The 23,996-nt window shown below is 42.4% G+C and carries 18 protein-coding genes; 9 read left to right on the forward strand and 9 right to left on the reverse strand.

Annotated features, from left to right (window positions below; translation table 11 throughout):
• Positions 1-174 precede the first annotated feature (174 nt).
• The 7 genes from I1A42_RS09780 (at position 175) to I1A42_RS09810 (ending at position 11,870) form a co-directional block, all read left to right on the forward strand.
• Entirely contained in the window at positions 175-621 is a 447-nt protein-coding gene (locus I1A42_RS09780) for an ArsC/Spx/MgsR family protein (protein WP_196123360.1), read from the forward strand.
• 233 nt (positions 622-854) lie between these two features.
• A complete protein-coding gene (locus I1A42_RS09785) occupies positions 855-2,696 on the forward strand; it encodes a sensor domain-containing diguanylate cyclase (RefSeq protein ID WP_196123361.1) in 1,842 nt (613 codons plus the stop codon).
• A gap of 219 nt (positions 2,697-2,915) precedes the next feature.
• Complete coding sequence (locus I1A42_RS09790) at positions 2,916-4,601, forward strand: sensor domain-containing diguanylate cyclase (RefSeq protein ID WP_161157790.1); 1,686 nt, start codon at positions 2,916-2,918, stop codon at positions 4,599-4,601.
• A 574-nt stretch (positions 4,602-5,175) separates the two neighbouring features.
• Positions 5,176-5,748, forward strand: coding sequence for a sugar dehydrogenase complex small subunit (locus I1A42_RS09795; RefSeq protein ID WP_196123362.1), 573 nt, complete (start codon positions 5,176-5,178; stop codon positions 5,746-5,748).
• Positions 5,749-5,787: 39 nt separating this feature from the next.
• The gene (locus tag I1A42_RS09800; RefSeq protein ID WP_196123363.1) at positions 5,788-7,380 is read left to right on the forward strand and encodes a GMC family oxidoreductase; all 1,593 of its coding nucleotides are present in this window, start codon (positions 5,788-5,790) and stop codon (positions 7,378-7,380) included.
• A gap of 3 nt (positions 7,381-7,383) precedes the next feature.
• Entirely contained in the window at positions 7,384-8,814 is a 1,431-nt protein-coding gene (locus I1A42_RS09805; RefSeq protein ID WP_196123364.1) for a cytochrome c, read from the forward strand.
• Positions 8,815-9,155: 341 nt separating this feature from the next.
• Positions 9,156-11,870, forward strand: a complete 2,715-nt coding sequence (locus I1A42_RS09810; RefSeq protein ID WP_161157793.1) for an ABC transporter substrate binding protein — start codon at positions 9,156-9,158, stop codon at positions 11,868-11,870.
• Between the two features lie 43 nt (positions 11,871-11,913).
• Here I1A42_RS09810 and I1A42_RS09815 read toward each other — a convergent pair whose 3' ends face one another.
• Positions 11,914-12,429, reverse strand: a complete 516-nt coding sequence (locus I1A42_RS09815) for a TIGR00645 family protein (protein ID WP_161157794.1) — start codon at positions 12,427-12,429, stop codon at positions 11,914-11,916.
• Positions 12,430-12,542: 113 nt separating this feature from the next.
• The gene (locus I1A42_RS09820) at positions 12,543-12,854 is read right to left on the reverse strand and encodes a hypothetical protein (RefSeq protein ID WP_161157795.1); all 312 of its coding nucleotides are present in this window, start codon (positions 12,852-12,854) and stop codon (positions 12,543-12,545) included.
• Between the two features lie 176 nt (positions 12,855-13,030).
• Between I1A42_RS09820 and I1A42_RS09825 the strand changes: the two genes are divergently transcribed.
• On the forward strand, positions 13,031-13,378 hold the full coding sequence (locus I1A42_RS09825; RefSeq protein ID WP_161157796.1) for a DUF4870 family protein: 348 nt from the start codon (positions 13,031-13,033) through the stop codon (positions 13,376-13,378).
• 147 nt (positions 13,379-13,525) lie between these two features.
• On the opposite strand, the gene I1A42_RS09830 is transcribed toward I1A42_RS09825, so the two are convergent.
• Positions 13,526-14,032, reverse strand: a complete 507-nt coding sequence (locus I1A42_RS09830) for a GGDEF domain-containing protein (RefSeq protein ID WP_161157797.1) — start codon at positions 14,030-14,032, stop codon at positions 13,526-13,528.
• 292 nt (positions 14,033-14,324) lie between these two features.
• Positions 14,325-16,340 carry a fibronectin type III domain-containing protein gene (locus tag I1A42_RS09835; RefSeq protein WP_202436526.1) on the reverse strand — a complete coding sequence of 672 codons (2,016 nt, stop codon included), beginning with the start codon at positions 16,338-16,340 and terminating at the stop codon, positions 14,325-14,327.
• 672 nt (positions 16,341-17,012) lie between these two features.
• Between I1A42_RS09835 and I1A42_RS09840 the strand changes: the two genes are divergently transcribed.
• On the forward strand, positions 17,013-17,585 hold the full coding sequence (locus I1A42_RS09840; protein ID WP_161157453.1) for a hypothetical protein: 573 nt from the start codon (positions 17,013-17,015) through the stop codon (positions 17,583-17,585).
• Between the two features lie 83 nt (positions 17,586-17,668).
• Here I1A42_RS09840 and argC read toward each other — a convergent pair whose 3' ends face one another.
• The 5 genes from argC to I1A42_RS09865 all read right to left on the reverse strand — a co-directional run bounded on the left by argC (position 17,669) and on the right by I1A42_RS09865 (position 23,933).
• Positions 17,669-18,598, reverse strand: a complete 930-nt coding sequence (gene argC, locus I1A42_RS09845; protein ID WP_161157454.1) for an N-acetyl-gamma-glutamyl-phosphate reductase — start codon at positions 18,596-18,598, stop codon at positions 17,669-17,671.
• A 167-nt stretch (positions 18,599-18,765) separates the two neighbouring features.
• Entirely contained in the window at positions 18,766-19,557 is a 792-nt protein-coding gene (locus tag I1A42_RS09850; RefSeq protein ID WP_196123365.1) for a CLCA_X family protein, read from the reverse strand.
• Between the two features lie 169 nt (positions 19,558-19,726).
• Positions 19,727-21,262: a DHA2 family efflux MFS transporter permease subunit gene (locus I1A42_RS09855; RefSeq protein WP_161157456.1), complete on the reverse strand. Its 1,536-nt coding sequence runs from the start codon at positions 21,260-21,262 to the stop codon at positions 19,727-19,729.
• A 16-nt stretch (positions 21,263-21,278) separates the two neighbouring features.
• The gene (locus I1A42_RS09860; protein WP_196123366.1) at positions 21,279-22,469 is read right to left on the reverse strand and encodes an HlyD family secretion protein; all 1,191 of its coding nucleotides are present in this window, start codon (positions 22,467-22,469) and stop codon (positions 21,279-21,281) included.
• Between the two features lie 12 nt (positions 22,470-22,481).
• Entirely contained in the window at positions 22,482-23,933 is a 1,452-nt protein-coding gene (locus I1A42_RS09865) for an AdeC/AdeK/OprM family multidrug efflux complex outer membrane factor (protein WP_196123367.1), read from the reverse strand.
• Positions 23,934-23,996 lie beyond the last annotated feature (63 nt).

Genomic DNA, 23,996 nt, shown 5'->3' on the forward strand with positions numbered 1-23,996 from the left:
GGTGACACTTCATGTCAGCTTGACCAGTACACCTTAAAATAAATAACCCTTTTAAACAAATAGTTAATAATACGACCCGCTCCAACCAATATAAATAAACCGGCATATATTTTGAAAGATAGAAACGCTGAGAGAACAATAATGTTTAGTCTGCGCAGGTAAGGATCAACGAGCATGGCACATATCCACTTTTTTCAGAAACCAGGGTGTATCAACAACGGCAAGCAAGTTAAATTACTTAAAGCCGCAGGACACGACGTCATTGAAGACGATCTGTTAACTCATGTATGGTCAGTTGAAATATTGAAAACCTTTTTTGGTTCACAACCATTAAGCGCTTGTTTTAATCAGCAAGCTCCAGCAATAAAGAGCCAAGAGCTCGATCCAACCAAATTAACCGATGAGCAAGCCCTAGAGCTTATGGTGAACCATCCCATTTTAATAAAACGCCCATTGATGATTATTAATGAAGAGCATTTTATCCAAGGGTTTGACCAGAATATGCTGGCAGAACTGATTGGCCTTGAACCAATGCACGGAAAAGAGACCGTAGTACAAAATCTTCGCCAACAAGATTTAGAGCACTGCCCTAACGACAAAAACATCACGACGTGTGATTAAACCTCTCCCCTAGCAGTTCTCTTTTCTCCTCTAAGGAAGAGAGCTGCGCCCCTCAATTTAGTACTACAATCCGACCCTTATTCCATAAAACGCTCACGATTCATTACCTTACAGATACAGACAATATATCTTGGTGGTAACTCGTCTAAAAACCGGTAACAAAGCTCTACTTATTACTGTTCTCAACTATATTTAAGTAATACTTTTCAGTATGGCGAGCCAAAGGAAACTGAATGAATGACAAGCTTATGGTAACGTCTTGTGAGATACGAGAGGTTAAAGAGCAAGCATTTAGCAAACTCAAGTCTACTAATATTGGCGAACTCAACGAATTAGATAGTTTACTGGCTGTCGTCTCTTTCCAATTTCAATCCTTGATGGTTCAAGTCACCCTGTTCGATGTGGATAATGATGTTCTTCAGCAGTATCCTATTGCCATTTATGGTCAAACTCTATTAGAGCCACCTCGCATATCCGCGTTCAATCAAACGGTGTTAAAAGCGAAAATACTGACCCAAGCAACGTTAGAACCAGGGCCAATCTATGCATTTGGACTACCGCTTCATATTACAGATTACGGTGATGTTGGCGTTCTCACTCTTATGCTCAGGACAAACATAGAGTTATCAGATCAACAAATCGAGTGTTTATCCCTATTCTCTCATGCCATTGAACAAATTTTAACGACACGCCTTAATCGATATCGTTCGGATATTATTTCACTTTCTATTGCCAAAAACGCCGAGCAAAAAGCCATCACTAGGCACATGCTATTACTAGAAGAAGTGGCGAAAGTATCCGGTGTGGGGGGATGGGAATATGACTATGCCACTCAAGAGCTTTATATAACTCAAAGGACACGTGAAATTCATGAGTTGCCAAACGATGCGCAAATTTCACTGGAAGATGCCTTTAACTTTTATGCACCAGAAGCTCAGGATGACATTCGCCAAGCTGTTGAACAAGCCGTCAACGTCACCGGAATTTGGTTTTGTGAATTACCCTTTATCACAGCAAAAGGGAATCGCATTTGGGTTCGCACGTCAGGGAAAGCAGTTCGAGAAAACGGCGCAGTGGTAAGACTTAATGGGGCATTCCAAGATATCACTGCTATTCGTGAACAAGAAAAACAGCTCAAAGAGAGCGAGCAATTAGCGAAAGAACGGAGCTCTGAATTACAGACTATTTTGGCAAACATGAGCCAAGGTGTAGCGGTATTTGATAAACACTCACGCCTTAAATACTGGAATACACCGTATGTCGATATCTTAGGCCACGATCCTAAACAAATACATCACGGCAAATTACATCTCGACTTGTTAAAAGAGACGGTGCGTGAACATGCTCAACACCTCGAACCTCAGCAACTATTTGATGAGATGCAAGATCACTTCCAACGAGGAGACCCCTTACGGACTAAGCGTGAATTACTCGATAACCGCATCGTGACTATTCTGTACTCTCCGTTACCTGATCAAGGCTGGATCATCACAGTAGAAGATATTACTGAACGAGAAATCGCCACATCCAAAATAGCTCATGCGGCTCATCACGACACCCTAACCGGCTTAGCGAATAGAACACTTTTCAATGAGTCATTGGAAAAAGTTGTTCTTTCTGAAGAGCATCATCAAAACAAGTGCAATACGGTGTTGATGTTGCTTGATTTAGATAAGTTCAAACAAATTAATGACACCCACGGGCATTTGGTTGGAGACAAAATATTAAAAGCCGTTGCTCAACGTCTCGTCCATGCCGTGAGATGTACCGACGTGGTAGCTCGTCTAGGTGGTGATGAATTTGCCGTTATTCTATCGGGTCACGACAAAATCTATGAGATAGCGATTTCAACGGCTAAACGCATCCAACAAACCATCTGTAAACCTTATCGAATTGATAAATTGCAGCTTAAAATTGGCATCAGTATCGGCCTATCTCTGGTTAAAGAAAGCGATGAATCCATTAGTGATGTGATTAATAGAGCCGATCTTGCCCTTTATGCGGTGAAAAATTCTGGCAGAAACCATTTTCTTTTTTACGATGAAACGCTAGAGCGAAAAACCAACACAAAATAGCCACACTCGCCCAATGATATAAGCGAGTAAATCTGTTGTTATTCTATATATGAATCTCTATTCTTATACGTAGCCGTACTCAAATAACCTACAGAGCTAGGATGCAACATTTTGCGGTGACATGAGTATGAAGAAAAGTCTGATTGGACAAGTTTATTACAAGGATTAAATAAGTGCTCAATCATTGGTCTTGGCGATTTTTACGTTGGCAGATAAGCAATGATGGTAAATAAATATCTCATAATCATGGTGATATTGTTATACAGCCAACTATCACATGCTTTACCTTCGATTCCCTCTTCAAGTGGAATGAACTCCCACCTCATCTCTGCTATCGAATACGTACAACTTCCCCAAGATAGCGACAAAGATATCAATAATATCGAGCAATATTTCGAGAGCCACTCGGTCAATCACGCCTCAAATAGTTTACTTTCACTTGGCATTAGCCACCAGATTACTTGGGTCAAACTATCACTACATAATCCGACGAAAGACACACTCACTCGTTATCTAACCGCAGGGAAAACGTGGATAGACAGTCTCGATGTATACAGTATTCAAGATCACCTTCCCCATCACCAACATGCTGGCGACTACGAATTTGCCAGCCATCATTTAGTTCCAGGTGTCGGCTTTGTATTTCCGGTTACGATTCCTCCAGGGAACAGTCACATATTCATTCGTGCTCAATCGCTGGATCCAATGACACTACCTATTGATTTACAGAATACCGGCGATGCGCGTGGCTATCATGCCTTAGTGCACATCACATCAGGCTGGGTATATGGGGTATTGATGGCACTGATTGGGTTCAATCTGGTGCTGTATTTCACTGTTAAACAAAGTTACACACTCTATTACTGCTGCTATATCGCTTGCTTTATCATTGTAAACCTCTCGTATAATGGCTTTGGGTTTGCTTGGTTCTATCCCCATTCGCTGTACATCCAAAACTATTGCACTCTGGTATTTATGGTGCTTCATGGCGTCAGTGGCTTAATATTTATCGCCAGCTTTCTCTCCATTAAGCGCAATATGCCATTCATTTATAAATTCGTCGCCGTGTATTGTACAGCGGGTGTGATTACAATGAGCATCCTTATAGTGCAAAAAGCACACATTATGGCGACCCACATAGCCTTTAACTATTTAACTCTTGCCACTCTCTTGATGATCGCTATCGCCGGATTAAGTATTGGTAAAGTGAAAGATGCACAATACTTTTTAGTGGCCGTGCTATGTAGCATGCTTGGTTTATTAGTGACAACTCTCTCTGTGAGGGGAAACCTTCCATATAATTACTTTACTTTTAACAGTGCAGTTTTTGGTGTGGTGTTAGAAGCGATTATTCTTGCCATTATCGTAAGTATACGATTAAAAGCGATAGACAAGGAACGTATTACTGCACAATACCTCTCCGCGTATGATCCACTAACCAATATTTTTAACCGGCGGTCATTTTTTAACGTCGGCCAAAAAATCATTAAAAACGCGACAAAAAATAAAACTCCGCTCTGCTTTGTCATGATGGATATTGATCACTTTAAAAATATTAACGATATTCATGGCCATTATGTCGGAGACCAAGCATTAACTCATATAGCATGCCTGTTAAAGAAAAATATTCGGGTAACAGATATCCTAGCGCGCTGGGGCGGAGAAGAAATAGCCATTCTGTTACCAAAAACCAACCTGGAGCAAGCTCTCGCTTGTACTGAACATTTACGCGCCACTATCGAAGACACCCCATTGATTGTTAATGGTGAAGAGGTTGTCATAACCGCTAGCTTTGGCATCGCTGTTGCTCATCATAATGAGCCGCTGGATGAATTATTCAAACGTGCTGACAAGCAGCTCTATAAAGCTAAAAATCAAGGCCGTAACCGCATCGGTTGTGAATAATTTACATCCCCAATAATTAACAATTACGTTATTTACATTACATCAATAAACTGTGATTTATATCTTATTTGAGCACATTAGGAATCATTAAATTATTTGAACCGTGCTTTTTATATGATGATTTTTCATTATATAACACATACTTATTCCTTATTTATATAAAATTAATCACTCCAGCTATGTTCTCACTAACCTCTCATAACAACTCGAATTATTATTCATTAATACTATCTACTTACCTCATTTTTATTCAAATTTAATATTAAAAGTTAACTAAAAGTTAATATATGATAACCAAAGATGTTACAAAATATTAATCAATAACAATATAAATTAACATGGTAACTCACCAAATCCCCCGTTACTACTGGCATTATCCGTCTGTTCTCGACTCAATGGTCCTATCACCACTGTGACTTAACAGTGTTGTTCATAGAGCGGTCTTTTTCATTTCGCGTTTATTTAGATACCTGACTATCGCTTGTTAGCGAGCTTGGTAAGACAGGAAATAACGGCCGATAAGTGTCATGTAATTACGTGTGCGGGTATAACAATAATCACTGGAGGTAACATAGTGAAAAATCGTGTTCACGTTCAGAACTCAAATTCATCTGAGCTTTCTGAATCTAATATGACCCGACGTCGTTTTTTATCGTCAGCCGTCGCTACCGCTGTCGGTGGATATGTCATGCTCTCGGTACCTAAGGTTAGCTTTGCAGCTGACTTTGGCTCCTTATCCCCCGAGTTACAAAAAATCGCGGCTTTGCTAACTGCGAAACCTATTGATCCCGCGCTGGCCGCTCGTGCTAGTGAGGCATTAGCGAAAGTTGATCCCCAGTTTCCCGCCCATTTTTCGGATCTCGCTACCTTTCTAAAGGATCACCACATTACCAGTTTGGAAGAGTTAAAAGTTCAACCGGCATTTACAGGCCAAATAAAGACGACCGCACAAAGCATTATCTCAGCGTTCTATCTTGGCTATGTGGGCACACCGGTCGCACATTCCTCTGAAGACAACGTCGAATTTGTCACTTACACCCAAGCGCTGACTTACCAGTTAACTAAACCGTATACCCCAATTCCAAGTTATTCACGCTGGCAAACCGGCTATTGGGAGCACGTGCCTAACACGCCATCATTCTCATAAAAATAAAACAAAATAACGCAGTATTAAGGAAGTATTATCGTGGCTAAACAGTATGATGCAGACGTCATTGTTGTCGGTTCTGGCGCCTGTGGTTCAAACGTTGCTAATGAATTAGCAATGAAAGGAAAATCCGTTATCTTGCTCGAAGCAGGACCCAATGTTCCCCGTTGGAAAATTGTTGAAAACTTTCGTAATTCCGGTCGTCACTACGATCATAATGATCCGTATCCAAATACCCCTTGGGCGCCCACCAGCTATCAACCCGGTTATTTGGCCAACGATGGTAATTTTGCCGAAATTCCCGGAATGTTGAAATTGGTTGGTGGTACAACATGGCACTGGGGTGGCGCGACATGGCGCTATATTCCAAATGACTTCAAACTAAATTCTCTCTACGGTGTGGGTCGCGACTGGCCAATCAGTTATGATGATTTAGAACCGTATTACGTACGAGCAGAATATGCCATTGGCGTTGCGGGCTCGGATGTGGAAGATCAATCGGGTAAGAATCCAGGGCTCTCATACCCACCGCGTTCTAAGCACTACCCTGTCACTTCAGAAGCCGACGTGTTCAGTACATCCCTGATTCGTGAAAGACTGCAACCCAAAGGTCACGTGGTCATTCATGAGCCCACCGTACGAACCCACAAACCTTATGATGGTCGCCCAGCATGCCAAGGCAATAATAACTGCGACCAAGTCTGTCCTATTGGCTCCCTATACAATGGATCTATCCATGCAGACAAAGCCGTACGCAATGGAGCCAAACTGATTTCAGAAGCTGTGGTGCATAAAATTACCAAAGGTGCTAATAACAAGATTGAGTCTATCAGTTATTTAACCCCAGAAGGCAAGGAACATACCCTTAAAGCAAAAGCCTTTGTATTGGCCGCACACAGTTTTGAGACGGCAAAATTGATGTTAATGAATGACATTGGTAACTCTTCTGACATGGTGGGTCGTAACCTCATGGACCACGTTGGGATGAGCTTTACCTTTCTTGCCGATCAACCGGTTTGGTCGGGTCGTGGCCCAGTTCAACAAGCCACTATTATGTCATGGCGCGATGGTCCTTCACGTGCCAAATATTCGGCCAACAAACACGCTTTTGCCAATAACAACCCACAAATCGATATCGCGAAACGAGCCATTGCCGAAGGCCTGATGGGGCAAGAACTGGACGACCGTATTATGGATTGGTCTTCTCGCTGGTTGTACATGTACGCCTTCTTTGAGCCATTACCGAATCCAGCTAACCGCGTGCAACCCAACCCAAATTGGAAAGACAGCTTAGGCATTCCTGGCATTAAAGTGCACTTCGATATCGACGATTACGTCAAAGTCGGTGGTCAACATGCGCTGCAGCAATACAAAGAGATTGCGGAACTAATGAACGGCAAAATTATCGATGTGAACTCAGACTTCGAAAACCACGATCACCTGATGGGCACCATGATCATGGGCGCAGATCCTAAAGATTCCGTGGTTAACGGCGAATGTCGTACATTCGACCACGACAATTTATTCGTGGCCTCCGTAGGGGTGATTCCAGCAGCTGGCGTGGTTAACCCAACATTAACCGCTGTCGCACTGGCTATTCGTACCGCTGACATCATTGCGAAGGAGGTGTAAATCATGAAAACATTCACCTTACTCTTACTGTGTGCCATGGGTATAACCACAGCAGCAAGCAGCGTCGCCGCCGATCAATCCAATCTCATTCAGCGAGGCCAATATTTGGCGACAGCCGGCGACTGTACCGCTTGTCATACATCAAACGAAACCAAACCCTATGCGGGCGGTTATCCGTTCAACATGCCGATGGGTAAAATCATATCCAGTAATATTACCTCTTCGAAGCAATTTGGCATCGGTAACTGGACAGAACAGCAATTTGCTGACGCGGTACGTAAAGGGGTTCGTCCTGATGGTTCTCAGCTTTACCCTGCAATGCCTTATACCTCTTATTCCAATATTACTGATCAAGACATGCAGGCACTGTATGCGTATTTTCAATCTGTTCCTGCCATTGATGAAGCGCCAAAACAAAAAACAGAGCTCTCATTTCCTTTCAATCTTCCTGGCTTAATGTGGGGTTGGAATTTAATGTTCGCTCATGGCACACCATTTAAACCTGATGATACGTTATCGGTCGAACAAAACCGCGGTAAATATTTGGTCGAAGGATTAGCACACTGTTCAACATGTCATACACCTCGTAACCAAATGATGGCCGAAGACAGCAGTGAATTTTTAGCTGGCGCGCATGTCGATGGTTGGTTTGCACCAAACATTACATCGGACAAAATCAGTGGCATTGGTGGCTGGAGCGACGCGGAATTAGCCAGCTATCTAAAAAATGGTCACGCCGTAGGTAAAGCGCAAGCAGGTGGTCCAATGGCTGATGCTATTCAGCACAGTTTCCGTTTTATGACAGATAACGATATTCATGCCATCGTATCGTATTTGAAATCCGTTCCAGCGCATCGCATTACAGGTCAAAGCGACGCATCGTGGTCTGTGAGTAAAGCAAAACCAGTGAGCTGGACTAAGTATGAACCTGGTAATTCAGCGAGTAATACCAAGGCATACACCGATTTCTCAACCACCAACGGAGCAAACTTATACAGCGATAACTGCGCGGCATGTCATGGAGCTAATGGCGAAGGATCAGATGATCACACTATCCCATCGTTAACCAACAATACGGCTGTGGGCGGTAGCGATCCAACCAACTTAGTGATGGCAATTACTCACGGTATTCACCGTCAAGGTGCTGATGGAAAAGCGGTTATGCCAGCTTTTGGCGAACAGCAGCAGGTGATTCACTCTTGGCTTACCGCCGGCCAAATCGCCGCCATAGCGAATTATGTCACCGACCACTTTGGTCAACGCAATGCGTCCCTAACTGCACAACAAGTAACAAACATTCAACAGGGCAGCGGCGATATTCCATTCTTGGTACAAAATGCTAAGGCTATCACTATCATTGCCATCGTAATCGTGCTCGTGATTATTGTAGTGTTAGTAAGAAAGTTAAAACGCAATAAAGAGCAAAACGGATAAAAGGCACGATGTTACTCTCGGTAGGTATCACTCGATACCTACCTTTTCAAGCCCTACCCTACTTCCATTACTAACAGTAAAAGACTCGCACATTCATTTACTTAATCAATCTGGTTGCATAAAACATTTTCACCTTCAACTGTTGAACTTATTAATTGCTGTCTATACTGCGTTATAGGTATGTTAAATTCAGAAGTTGATAACAGGTGGTTACTATTCGTTGTTTTAAAATCATGTGGATTGCAATACTGCTTAATTTGTTACCTTTGTGCAGTAGCGCCGCAGATCTTTCGAAAAAAAGGGTTCTGTTAATTAACTCCTATAACCCGACTTTTCATACCATGGCAAAAATCAATCTCGGACTCACTGAAGGGTTTGGTGATCAAAGTCCTGATATTGATATTGAATATATGGACAGCAAGCGTCTCATCAATCAACGCAGCATAGAACTTTTTTATCAGTTTTTATCCTATAAACTCGAACACCGCCCCCCCTATGATTTAGTCATCACCAGTGATGACAATGCTCTGCAATTTGCCATGCAATTTCGCCAGCAATTATTCCCTAATATTCCGATCGTTTTTCTTGGATTAAATAACCAAGATTTAGCGCAACAACTGGTTCAAAACCACGATGCAAATATTACAGGGACAGTCGAAGCAGTATCGATCAATGATAATCTTGCGCTTATTTCCAAACTACGCCCATCAATCAAGAATCTCTATTTAATTACTGATGGCACCACAACCGGTCAAGCTGATTTAAACAATGCGCTCTCTTATCGTGAACAATTCCCAAACTTCTCACTCAAAATATTAGACCTATCTCGGCTTACTTGGAAAGAACTCAGTGAGAAACTGAATGTTGCTGATGACACAGATGCTGCATTATTATTGTCAGCGTTTAATGACAAAAATAAAGTGAATTTAACCTTCAATGAATCGTTAAAACTTATTGTTTCAGCGTCTAAAGTCCCCGTTTTTCACCTCTATGATCAAGGTATAGGTAAAGGATTGGTTGGCGGTGTATTGGTGACTCACCAGGAACATGGACGTTTAGCCGCGTTACAAGCGACCAGAATTCTAGAAGGAACGCCGGTAAAACAAATCCCTATCGTTTTAAAAAGTCCCAATATTCCGATTTTCGACGAGCGTATCTTAAATAAGTTCAATATTGATGAGAGCTTACTGCCACCTAACTCTCACATAAGGTATAAAATCCGTAATAACTCATTGCTCTATGTTTATTGGCAAGAACTTCTGGGTATTGCCATCATTATTGGGCTGCTCATTGCTTTAGTCATAGTATTAGCCCACCAAAACCGAGTTAAAAGGCGCCACAATATCGAGTTGGGTGAAAGTCAAACCCGTTTAAATATCATTTTGGATAATATCGATGCTTATATTTATATGAAGGATGCCAAAAGTCGCTACTTGTATGCAAACAAAGCATTTTGTCGTACTGCCGAACTGGAACTGCGTGACATCATGATGAAAACGCCCACCGAGCTTTACGATACTGATATGGCGTTCGCCTTTACAAAAGCGGATAACCAAGTATTTGAAACCAAAAAGCCTTATCGTCAAGAAGAGTGCTATTGGGTAGAAAAGCATCAAACCTACAAATATATAAAAACCACTAAAATTCCGTTAATCAACCAGGTTGGAGAACTCTATGGTTTATGTGGTATTTCATTTGACATCACTTCGGAAAAGAACCACCAAAAACAGCTCAAACACATAGCAAACTTTGACCAACTGACTGATTTACCCAACCGTCTTTTATTCTTAGATCGTTTGCAGCAATCCATGTCGTCTGTAGACAAAAATGGTGGTCGAATCACCGTGATGTACTTTGATTTGGACAATTTCAAATACATTAATGACCGTTTTGGTGCTGCGTTTGGTGATAGCGTATTAAAAATAATTGCCAATCGAATCAATGAATCACTGAGCAGTGATGACACGCTATCAAGACCTAGTGGTGATGAATTTATTTTGCTACTCCATCATCTAGAAAGCCCTGAGCAAGAGCTCAGTCTAGTTCACCAAATTTCAGCGTTGATCAATCAACCCGTCCAGCACAACGGACATACTTTATCGATCACAGCCAGCTTCGGCATCACTAGCTACCCTCAACGTCAACCTATCGAAGCCGACAAGTTGATTCGTCAAGCTGACCAAGCGATGTACTACGCCAAAAGCCGTAGTACTGAGAATTTCCATTTCTTCGACTCCAATGCAGAAGACGCCGCGCTGCAATTAGAAGAGATGATTATTGATGTTCAAACAGGGCTCAATAACCAAGAATTTGAGCTTTTCTATCAGCCTAAAGTGGATTTAATTAATGGTGATATCATTGGCATGGAAGCCTTAATCCGATGGCGTCATCGTAATAAAGGGTTATTAGCACCAGGGCTGTTCCTGCCACAAATCGAACGACATAACATTATGTTGGCGATTGACGAATGGGTGATTAGTGATGCCGTGCGCCAGATTTATCAATGGAGCCAACAAGGTATTGAAATCCCAGTAAGTATTAACCTTAGTCATCTCTATTTTAATCGTGATGACTTCGTTGATGCTATTGCCCAACAATTGAAAAGTTATCCTGACGTGAATCTCGCTCTATTAGAGCTAGAAATTGTCGAAACACAAGAGCTCAGCGATTTGCATGCAATCGCTGAAAAAATTACCCAATGCCAATCCCTTGGAGTACGTTTCTCACTGGATGACTTCGGCACGGGGTTCTCCTCAATGACCTATTTAAAACAGCTCCCAGTAAACCAGATCAAGGTCGACAGCAGTTTTGTCATCGACATGCTTGATGACCAGGAAGACAGAATGATCTTACAGGGGATACACGCACTGGCTCACGCCTTTAATATCGATGTGATCGCGGAGGGAATGGAAAGCCATCAGCATCGTCGCGAGTTATTAGAGATAGGTTATCGTTATGCGCAAGGCTATGGCATTGCTAAACCTATGCCAATGAAAGAGATGGAACAATGGATTAACCAGTGGACAATGCCAGCAGAATGGAACAACGATGCGTAATCACGCAATAAAAAGGGCAGCTCTGAGCTGCCCCGATAAATCATTAATCTGTGGTTGAGTAAGGTTCTTTACCCTTCTTGGTGATTTTATCAAGGTATCCCATGACAAACGCTGAAGCGACAAACGTAACGTGCAATAAAAGATACCATTTGATCTTTTCACCATCGATCGATTGAGTGTTCATAAACACTTTAAGTAGGTGTATTGATGAAATGGCAACTATCGACGCAGACACTTTGTTCTTTAATGAACTGGTATCCATCTTACCAAGCCATACTAATTTTTCTTGATTCTCATCGACATCAATTTTTGATACGAAGTTTTCATAGCCAGAGAACATGACCATTACAATCAAGCCACCCACCAACGAAATATCAATTAAAGACAGAGTAGTCAGTACTAAATCGACTTCTTTGATCGATAAAATATTGGGCAAAATGTGCAAAACTTCTTGAAAAAACTTAATCGCCAACGCTACAAGAACTAGGCTCAACCCAAGATAAACAGGTGCCATAATCCAGCGTGCAGCATACAACAGTTTTTCGAAAATACGTTCCATTGAAGCAAAAACCTTAGTGATAGATAGAACGCTACTCTACACCGATTCACCACTTACCCACTAGTGTTTTATGCCATTCTCTAAGTAGAACGACTCCATCTTCAAATCAGTGCTCACTTACACGCAAAAACATTTTCACTGAAACGGCCAATGGCAGTGATTTGAAGATAACAGTAAGTTAAACCGAGGAATTTAAAGCGTGCCAACATCCATAAATAAAATAGAATAAAGCACTTATAGCGGCAAACACGAATGTCCATTTCACTACCTTCACCCAACGCGCGGTTTTCTTTACCACAATATACGATTTTTCTTGATAGCTTTTTACTGCTAACTCTTTTACATAGCCAACTTGCGTATTCATCACCGACCCCATTTAACCAAACAACAGACGAACCAGAGTTCAAATCATCACGATTTGGCATAGGCTAATTCCTCAAGTTAACTTGAGGTCAACAGATAAATTTTAATATTTTCAGATAATAAGTAAGTACGATGTGGGATTATTTATAAGATTTACTTATAATATCACTAATTAGAATATGATTTACCGCATACCTAAATACAATCAATTGGCTAGATATACTGCTAGGAAAGACTGATGAATAATGAACTATACAATCAACCACCTCAGCCCGATACCACTCGAACTCACGCGATCATCGCATACGTGTTACTTGCCATCGGCCTTGCGAGTGGCGGATTCTTTACCTTAGTTGGTGTGATATGGGCTTACGTAAAACGAGGGGATGCAGCACAAACAATATATTATTCACATTTTGAAAATGTCATTAGTACCTTCTGGATATCGTTAGTACTGACGATTGTTTCGTTCTTACTATGGTTCTTTGGGATCGGTGTTTTACTATTCTTCGCGGTGTATATTTTTAATATTTATCGCATTGCCAAAGGCTTAATTAAAGCTATTGATTACAAACCTTATTTTTAATCATTAAGCCCAGTGCTTTTTGCACTGGGCTATTGTGTCAATGCTCTATCTAACCAAACAAGTCATCGACAGGCTACGCTTTTTTCGGCGGCAAAATAGGGAGTAAAATCCATTACGATCAATTGAGTTACTCAGGCAATGAACAGATTATCGACGCCCCATATCGCTCAGGGCTTCTTCAACCATATGTTCAGACAGATGTTGATTATCAGCAAAATTACGATCAAACTCGGCTAGGCCAATGGCAATTGTCACAGGCTGATTTCGAAAAGATAAACGCCCTTCCAACTTCGCATTAATCCGATTAGCCACGATGTGTGACTGCTGATAAGTACAATTGTAAAGCAGTAAACCGAAGACATAATCATCAAAATGAGACAAGGTATCACTGTCTCGGGTAATACTTTTCAGTAAGTCGGCACTCTGCTTAATAATTTCTTGCGCTTCATCTATTTCAAGATGGGCGGTGTCAGAAACGTGCTCCAAACTGACCATGGCTACCGATACCGGCATCCTTTGGCGTAACGATATCTTAAGCAACGAATTAGACACTTGAAGAAATAAGTGTCGATTATATAAATCGGTTAATGGATCAAAAATACTCGCCATTGTTTGAGTATTTGCGTTCACCATGTTGGATTGATTGGAATACATGACCGCCTCATATCATTCATTCACACTACCGATAAAGCATAGTTGGAAATAAACCGTGTATATGACTTAGTGTTGTTATACAGCAAAAAAATCGGATCAATTCATAATTTGAGTGAAAATGAGCTGCAAGATTTAACATAAATTTCGCTATATTCAATCATATTGAAAGGGAAGCACGACTCTTTCCCTTGTTAAGCTTATTAATAAAGCTCCGAATCAGTCTTCTTGAGGTTATTTAGTGTAGAAAAAGCACCTCGACTGTATCGAGGTGCTTAGCGGTAAAAAACTTAGGTTAATAATCGGATTCAAACGCGCCGATATCTGGAGCGTCTCCTTCGTAATCTAAACCGACATCGGTACCTGCATCAATTAAATCGCTACCACTCACGAGATGGAAGAATTCAACATCAGGCAAACTCCCATCGGATTGACGGTCAGCAAGAAGATCATCGATATCAACACTTTCAAAGTCACTGCTACTGACCGATACACTGCCTGACCAGCTATCATTTGAGATACTGGTACTGGTTGCTTTGTATTGATCTGAATCGTCACCTTTATAGGAAATACTGTTTTTAATGGTCAATTTCTTCAATGGATTGGTACTACTAAAGCCAAAGTTACGGCCGTTTTTATACCCAACACTGTTATAAATAGTAACAGTGCCACGGTTACTGTTATGATCGAAACCATCTTCAGCATTACCTGCAGCAATACTATTGGTATAAATGGCGTTGTGTTTTAGATCCTTATCGTCACTACCACCGGTTTTGAATCCATTACCATCGCCACCACTGGCGTCACCACTTTCCAGATATCCATTGCGAATTGCCCAGCACTGTTCATAGGTTGTGGTAATGCCATCGGCACCACGCAGATAGCCATCATAACCATCATCTAAGTTGTTCCAAGCGCGACAACCATAGAATTTATTGCCAGTACCAATACCAAGCTTCGCGGCAAATCCATCGGCATTTTCTAACGATGAATCGGCATTATAATAAGAGTCAACGTTCTTAATTAAGTTATAAGAAGCGCCAGTATCTAACTGTAATCCCGTATCAGCACAGTGAGAGAACGTAGAAAATTCTACAGTATTGTAATTACCGGTAATATGCATACCATTATCGCCAGCATATTGAACATCGATACCATAGATATACCAATAGTTACCACTAAGTTCTAACCCACGGTTGCTGGACTTTTCTGATTCACTTGAGAAATCAAACACAGGTCGCGCAGAATCGGTTGGGTATTTACGCAGCGTGATAGTACTACCAGATTTGCCGTTTGCGGTGAGCTCGATAGGTTCACTGAAATAGTAGGTGCCACCACGAACATAAATCACATCACCTGCCGCTGCATTCTCAACCGCAGAGATGATTTCACTAGCACTATCGACAACTGTTGCATCTTCATCAATATCCGTCGAGGCTGCTGGAGTGACGGTTGCTGATGTAGAATCAGCATAATCACCATCAGAGTCGCTATATTTTACCCAGAACCAATAAGGTGTACCGTTGGTTAACCCCGTTGCGGTATAGCTCAATGTTGAAGATCCGACAGAGTCTAAACGAACACGACCTTTAGGATTGCTATCCGTGTCGTAATAGATTTGATAGCTAGAACTTGTGTCTGAACTTGTCCATGAGAGATCCGCTTGACCATCTCCTGCCGTTGCCGTCAACACCACCGATTCAGGTGTTGCATTAAACGCTGTGGAGTTAGCATCATTCCCATCAGAATCGGTATATTTTACCCAAAACCAATATTCTGTATCGTTGGTTAATCCCGTTGCCGTATAACTTGTTGTACTAGAATTGACGGTTCCTAAACGCACGCGACCTTTAGGGGTGCTGTCTGTGTCATAGTAGACTGCATAATTGCTATCAGAACCAGAATCGGTCCAAGATAATGCCACCTGCGCGTTTCCTGCCGTACCACTTAAAACCACATCTTGTGGCGTCGCACTAAACACACTCGAGTTCTGTGAATCACCATCAGAATCGGTGTATTTAACCCAGAAATAGTAAGTGGTTGCATTGGTTAAACCGGTAGCGGTGTAATGCAACGTACTCGAGTTGACGGTGCCGAGTCTAACACGACCATCAGGATCGCTATCGGTATCGTAATAGATGGCGTAATTTGAATCAGCACCAGAATCATTCCAGTACAAGGCGACCTGATTATCACCAGCAGTGCCGGTTAGAGTGACATCTGCAGCCTGAGCATAAAACGGGACGCAAAGTGCCGCGACGACCCAAGACAGCTTTTGGCGCTTAAATAGCCGAATTTTATTAAGGTTCACTATGATATCTCCTTAAGCAGAAAATATAAGAATTTATACAGCACAGTGTTTTTATATTTACCGCATAATGAAAAGAAACATTTAATTACATTCATTAATGATGATATTAAATTAAATTGCACCTAAATAGATTGCCAAGGGATCATGACAACTTATTTACACACTTTCTGTTATATCGATACCAATTATTAAAAACAAGGCTAGTAACATAATGTGAAATAATACCAACAAAACAAAACCATTAATAAAATATCGTAAATACAATAAGATATATTGATTAATGAGGTAATTAAAAACCAAGAGTTATAAAATACCCCATTTAATGTCGGTCTTACTGGCAGATAACGTCTTAAAAAACATGACAAATAAAATATTAGTTCAAAAATTATAAATATCATTTCCTAATTTAGCAACATGAAAATAAATACATTATTAAATTACAATAAAACCAAATAAACATCTGAAATATGTTAATTCGAATTCTTTGAACATCTCATCATCTGCTCTTTTAAGGAATAGTCTCAACATAACCCCGAACTAAACAATAATTTAGTTAATAATTTCATTCATATTTGGGAACAATAATCCACAAACTGTTTTTACCAGTTACCCGTTTTTTCCCCATTCTATATGCTGTTCATCTTCAGTTGGCTAAATAAAGATAACAACCACATGAGTTTATTTTCTCGTATCAATCCATTTAAGAGCGCAATGTACAATCCGCGCGATCCCCATGTCCGTTGGTGGATGTCACTTACAGCACCACACATTTTCGATGTACCCGATTATTTTGATATTTGGTTACCCGGAATGAAACGTAAAGGCACTCCCGATACAAAAGCAGAATGGAAGCAAGACATTCAAGAAGGCCTAACCAAAGACTTTTATAATTTTTATGAGCCAGAGATTATTTATTCTTTAACCCAAAGTCAGTTTGAGGATCTTACTCCCACGCAAGGTATTGACCTGACACGTGGTGATAAAGAGCATCGCCGCTTTGTCTTACCCGCATACTATATGGCGTTACAACTTCGTTATGCAGTAGACATGGAAACCATGGATAAAAGTGCTACGGAGGCATTGTTATATTGGCAAGATAAAGATGAACATGATTGGCGCTCTCATGCTGCCCATATCTTGTTAGCCACATACCTTTATATGTTAATGAATTGGCGAAAAATACCTGAACATGAGATCTATGAAAATTACGTCGTAACCTCAATCAATACAGAGGCATTTGATTAAGAGAAACGCATCAAAGAGATCGTTGTTAAAGGGCAGGTGTCGAACCCTGCCCATTTCCTCATTTTAAGAGGTTTCTAGTCATACTAAATCTCTACGCAGATACTTTCATCAAGACCCAGCATAATATTCAAGTTCTGTACGGCTGCACCAGATGCGCCTTTACCTAGGTTATCAAACTTAGCCACTAAAAGGGCATTGTCAGCACCATCAATGGTAAACATCGAAATTTCAACCGAGTTTTTGCCTTCGACACCGTGAGGTGTGATGAAACCGAAATCGGTATCAGCATTTGCAACATTAAGATCATTCACAGTAATGAACGGCTCATTGGCGTAATGCTCACAGAATTTGTTATGGATTGCGGTAGCCTTGTCGGCAGTGACATGTCTTAACGGCACAAACACCAACATACCTTGCTGGTAGTTAGCTACAGAAGGAATAAACAGAGGAGCAGACTCTAGATTTGCCCATTTCATAATTTCAGGGATGTGTTTATGGCTCTTGTTAAAACTATAAACCCCGTAAGCAGGACCACCATTTTCATATTTAGCAATCAGTTGGTTACCACCACCACTCACACCAGAAATCGCATTGATGGTGATATCATCCAAGCTCACCAACCCTTCGAGTGGTTTCAACAGTAAAATAGCCCCTGTTGCGTAACAGCCTGGGTTGGCCACTTTACTCGATTGACGAATAAGATCGCGCTGATTAGCAGTTAGCTCAGGTAAACCATAGACCCATTCATCATTAATACGGTGAGCAGTACTAGCATCAAGAACGCGACAACCTGCTTGCTCAGCTAACGCAGCCGACTCTTTCGCTGCATCATCGGGTAGACATAATATTGTCACATCAGCTTCTTGCATTAGCTTAAGCTTGGCTTCTTTACTCTTTCTTAACTCGTGTGCCACCGTTAATATGTCGATCGAAGGATGAGAACTGAGCCGTTCCAGAATTTGTAATCCGGTTGTTCCTACTTGCCCATCAATAAATACTTTGTACTTGCTCATCTTCCTTCCTTAAATTGTTACAACAACAGCATGGGTAACTTATATCATAGACCACTTAATATTTCTTCATTATTTTTACATAAATAGTCACTTTAAAGCAGGTGGTTTGAATATAAATCAGCATATATCCCGCTAGCATCATTCTAATATTGTCGAGATAAATGAGGTTACCGATTCAACGCCTCTCCTAGAGGTCGAAAATAATCCTGGAGTGCCTCGTGAATGATATATCGATGGCTCAATTCTGGATATATAGCGAGGTTTTCATTGCTCATCGTACCGGCCACTAAGTAGCTATTGTCAATCCCAGAGCAGGTCTCAATCACCGCCTCAAATGCTCTTGCCATCATCTCCGTCGGCCTAGAAAAATATCTGGAGTTGAGTGCCTTATCTGCGTTAACACTGCGCGAGACGTAATCGTGAACATCCTGCCCGCCTTCGCTTAACAAGGTCGCGTCAAATATCTTCATCAAACGTACATTTAAAGGATGAGTGTGCAACTTGGCGTTCGTTAACCAGCAATCACTGGCAAAGAGTATCGAGCGTTGTGGCGCAGAACGATCGCCAATATCGAACGCTTTATCGGCAATATAGTGATCAAAGGCATGCCAAAACTCATGAGCAAGCGCGCCTGCTCCAGCATTCTTTGCTAACGCCAATTCACGTAAATTAGGAGCATAATGTGCCTGCACCCCCTTGCGCCCCCCGGTACCAAAGGCCAAGTTCAAATTACCTCTCAACCCGATGGCTTGTGGGGGCAGTGCCAAAATAAACGCTAAATCCGCTAATGAATCAAAAATCACATTCGCTGCGAGTGCTTTCTCTTCAGCATTGACCCATTTTCCAACCCGAATGCTCCCTATGCCGAACGTTTGTTTTATATCGATAAACGACACAGACTCCCCGTGCCGGTAGTCCGGCCCCTTACGAGTTTTGTATTTAAAGCTGGTTAACCGCACAATATTTCTTCGTCTCTAGCCACATCCGCTAATTATATAGGAACCCTACCCCATGGGCGAAAATGAAATCTATACCTCAATCACTATCGATAGCAAAAATAACAAAAGGCGGAGCAAACCATGGGTCTGTTCCGCCTTGATCTATTAACTTATTTCATCACAGGTATCACTAATGAGCGGCACCCGCCTGCACACTGGCTTTAATTTTAGGCGCAAGCCAAATAAGGAAAGCAGCCCCCACAAATACAGCAGCAATCACCATAAAGAGTTGGTTGGTCGCCACCATCACACTCTGTTTTTGCACCATATAATCGACCGAATTTCTTACCTGATCAATCGACATACCAGACTGCTGCATCATATGAGTGGCCACGCCCGATCTATCGGTCAATCCTGCAAGTTCGGAATGCACGTAACGACCTTCATCTTCCCATGAGGTATTGACGAGCGATGTAGCAAATGCCCCAGCAAGACTACGAATGAAGTTCATTAACCCAGCAGCAGAATCCATCTCAGATTCTTTAACACTCCCTAGTGCTAACGCTGTTAACGGCACAAAGAACAATGGCATTCCGATCCCTTGAAAGAACATCGGCCAGCTGATTTGCGAAAAAGTCATATCCAAATTGGCAAACGCACGAATAAAGGTCCAAGCCCCCAGCCAAACTACTCCAAGGAACACCAGAGGCCGTGGGTCCATCTTGGAGGAAAGATTAGCTACGACGGGAGCAAGGAAAACGGCAAGAATCCCCATTGTTGCCGTTGAGTACCCAGCGATGGTGGCGGTATACCCCATAAACTCTTGTAACCAAAGTGGCGTAATAACTTGAATCGCAAAGAATGCGCCAAACGCTAACGCCAAGGTGATCATACATGCGGTATAACCGCGGTGGCGGAACACTTTCAAATCCACCACAGGATTACCATCGGTCAGTTCCCAGATTAAAAATGATAGGAAACCAATAACGGCAACACATGCAAGTACTGTTATTTTAGTGGAAGAGAACCAATCCCAGTCTTTACCTTTATCCAGCATGATTTGCAGCGCAGCAACCCATACGACTAATAAGCCTAAGCCGACTTTATCAATCCGAGCTTTAATGCTTTTTGTTTCAAAGCGTTTGAGTAATTGCCAGCAAGCAATACTTGCGATAATGGCGAACGGTGCCTTGATAATAAATACGTATGGCCAACTGTATTGGTCACACAAAATACCACCCAGTATAGGGCCAGTAATTGGCGCAACCATCGTCGTCATACTCCAAATCCCGATAGCAGCGTGCGCTTTATTACTGGGGAAAATTCTTATCATCAAGGTTTGCGATAAGGGCATCAACGGACCACCAGAGAATCCCAAAAATACCCTAAAGGCCACCAGCATCGTCATGCTTGTCGCAAGGCCACACAAAACAGAGAAAAAGCCATACATCAAGAAACACACAACAAAGACCCGAATGGATCCAAAACGTCGTGTTAACCAGCCAGTCAGCGGCACTGAAATCGCTTCCGCAACCGCATAAGAAGTAATGACATACGTCCCTTGACTGGTGGACGTGCCCAATGCTCCAGCAATATTGGCAACAGACACATTCGCAATCGTTGTATCCAGAATTGCAAGGAAGTTAGCCGTTGCTAAGCATAAGGCACCCAAAAACAGCGCCATACCAGTAAGCGGTTGAATGTCATTGTCATTTGTTTGACTCATGATTTCACCCTAGGCTCTAATCAGCCAACATTGCAGTGCGGTACTCAGCCAATGTTTTATCATCAACAATGGTATCGGTATCCACCGTGACTTCCATAGAAAGCCCGACGTGCAGTGGATGTGCCTTAAGATCATCTTGGTTAAGTTGAATACGTACGGGCAAGCGTTGAACCACTTTGATCCAGTTGCCCGTTGCATTTTGGGCAGGAATCATAGAAAACGCAGATCCAGTCCCCCCCGACAGGCCAGTAATCACACCGCGGTAGACAATATCATCACCATACAGATCGGAGGTAAGTTCAACAGGCTGACCAATCGTTACTTTTTCTAGCTGGACTTCTTTAAAGTTGGCATCCACATAGATATTTTGTGTCGGAACCACTGCCATTAACTGCTCACCTAAGTGAACACGTTGGCCGATTTGCACATGGCGTTGTGCAACCACACCATCGATAGGTGCACGAATGACAGTACGATCCAAGTTCACTTGTGCTTGTTCATAACGCGCTTTTGCCGCCAATACTTCAGGGTTATTCGCCACCGTTGTGTTGTCGATTAATGCGGCGTTCGCTTTTTGTTTACCAATGGTGGAATATTTATTGGCATGAGCTTGCGCTGCGGCCGCTTTCGCTGCATTTAAATTGGCTTCAGCTTGATCATAACCATTTTGTGCATTAGTCAGTTCTTCACCAGACACAGAACCTGATTTAACGAGGTCTTGACGACGTTTCAAATCAATTTCTGCACGATGAAAATCGGCTTTCGCTGCTTCTAATTGCGCATCAGCGCGTTTAGCATTTTCTTCTTGAGCATGCACTAAGGCCGTTAAACCTTCATCGTTTGCCAGATAACTGCGCACATGACGTTTTGCTAATTCATAGTCGGCTTTCGCACGATTAAGAGCAATCCGCGCATCGGTATCATCGATGCTGACCAACACATCGCCTTTATGTACGGCTTGAGTATCAACCACATTGACTTTTTGTACGATCCCACCGATGGCAGGCGTTACTCCAGCGACATCCGCTTCGGCATAGGCGTTATCGGTATTCACATAGCGCGAGCCATAGAAATACCAGTAAGACCCATAACCACCCGCAGCAACCACAATAGCGCACGCTAGTGCCAAAAAGCCTTTCTTACGTGAGCGTTGTGCATGTGCTGCTGTAACATCATTGATTTCTGTTTGAGAATTATCGTTACTCATTATTAAAACCTTTTAAGACTTTTTAGGTTGATAGCCTGCGCCGAGTGCATGCACCAACGCGAGGTCAAGACTGAATGCGCGGGATTGGAGATTCACCAAAGCTCGCTGGTTATTAAGCAGTGCTTCTTCTGCGACTAACACATCTAGATAAGTCGATAACCCGCCTTTATAGCGGTTATTGGCTATGTTGTAGGCCTGCTGAGCAGCATCGACCGCTTCTTGCGTTTTGTTGATTCGAGCATGCAGTGCGCGGCTGCTGGTGACCACATCAGCCACTTCATGCAGCGCATTGGTCAACGTTTGGTTGTAGCTATTCACTGCTTGCTGGTAGTGAGCGCGAGCAGAGGTCAGTTGTCCATCTAATCGTCCCCCCATAAAAAGAGGAAGATAAATGGCAGGCCCTATACTGCCAGCATCATTACCTGAACGAGTCAGGTTATCGAGACCAAACGCTTGATAGCCAATAAATGCCGAAATACTGACATCTGGGTAATATTGCGCCTTTGCGATTCCTACGCGTTGGGCTGCGGCTTCGGCACGCCATCTCGCCGCTGTAATATCGGCACGATGACCAAGCAACCCTACCCCGACATTACTTGGCAACCCGTAGCGAGTCCCCAACTGAATCTGTGGCTCGGTAATGGATTTAGCGCGGTCTGGACCTTGACCGACTAGCGCTGCGAGCGCGTTTTTCTGGAGGGCGATGGCTTCTTTAATCCCCAAGAGTTCGGCTTCAACACTGGCACGAATCGATTTCGCTTGATTGACCGAGCCAAGTGTTTCCAGTCCATTTTTGTAACGTTTTTCGAGCAATTCTACGGTTTGGCTACGTAGGCTAACGGCTTCAGCCACAGTGTGCTCATTTTTGTACAAACGTGCTAACTCAGCGTAAGCATTCGCAATAGACGTCGCTAACATCAAACGTGCAGAAATGGTTTCAGCTTTCGTGGCAGCCAGCTCATTAGTGGCAGCAATGACCGCAGCTTTGTTTTTGCCCCAAAAGTCGAAGTCATAATTGAAATTGAGCGTTAACGTACCGTAATCATTCCAATCGGCTGGCGGCGCATAAGCTTGGTATTGATAACTAACCTTACTTTCAGACGCAGTGGCACTTAACCCAACTGTTGGCTTTTTGGTTGCACCAATCTGTTGAGCGATCCCTTGGGCATCACGCAACCTAGCTTGGGCAATTTTTAGATCCGGCGAGTCAGCAAATGCTTGTTCAATTAACTGATCAAGTTGCTTATCTTGATAACGAGTCCACCAATTCATGGTAGGCCAGTTAACCTGCTGGCTGTCGGCAAAACTTTGTTGATAGTGAAGCTCACTCATTTGTGCCAATTTCGGCGTGGCTTCATCATTCGGTGCGACACATCCGCTGAGTATTGCTGTGCTTAGTGCTGTTAATGCAAAACAACCGCGGTGTTTAGTCACGAACCTTGAATATAAAGCATTGCTTTTCACGTTAGATTACCTTATAACTAAACCGTACTGTACAGTTATACTCTTGACAACGAACAACCGTCA

It is taken from the genome of Vibrio nitrifigilis (assembly GCF_015686695.1).
Classification (GTDB): Bacteria; Pseudomonadota; Gammaproteobacteria; order Enterobacterales; family Vibrionaceae; genus Vibrio; species Vibrio nitrifigilis.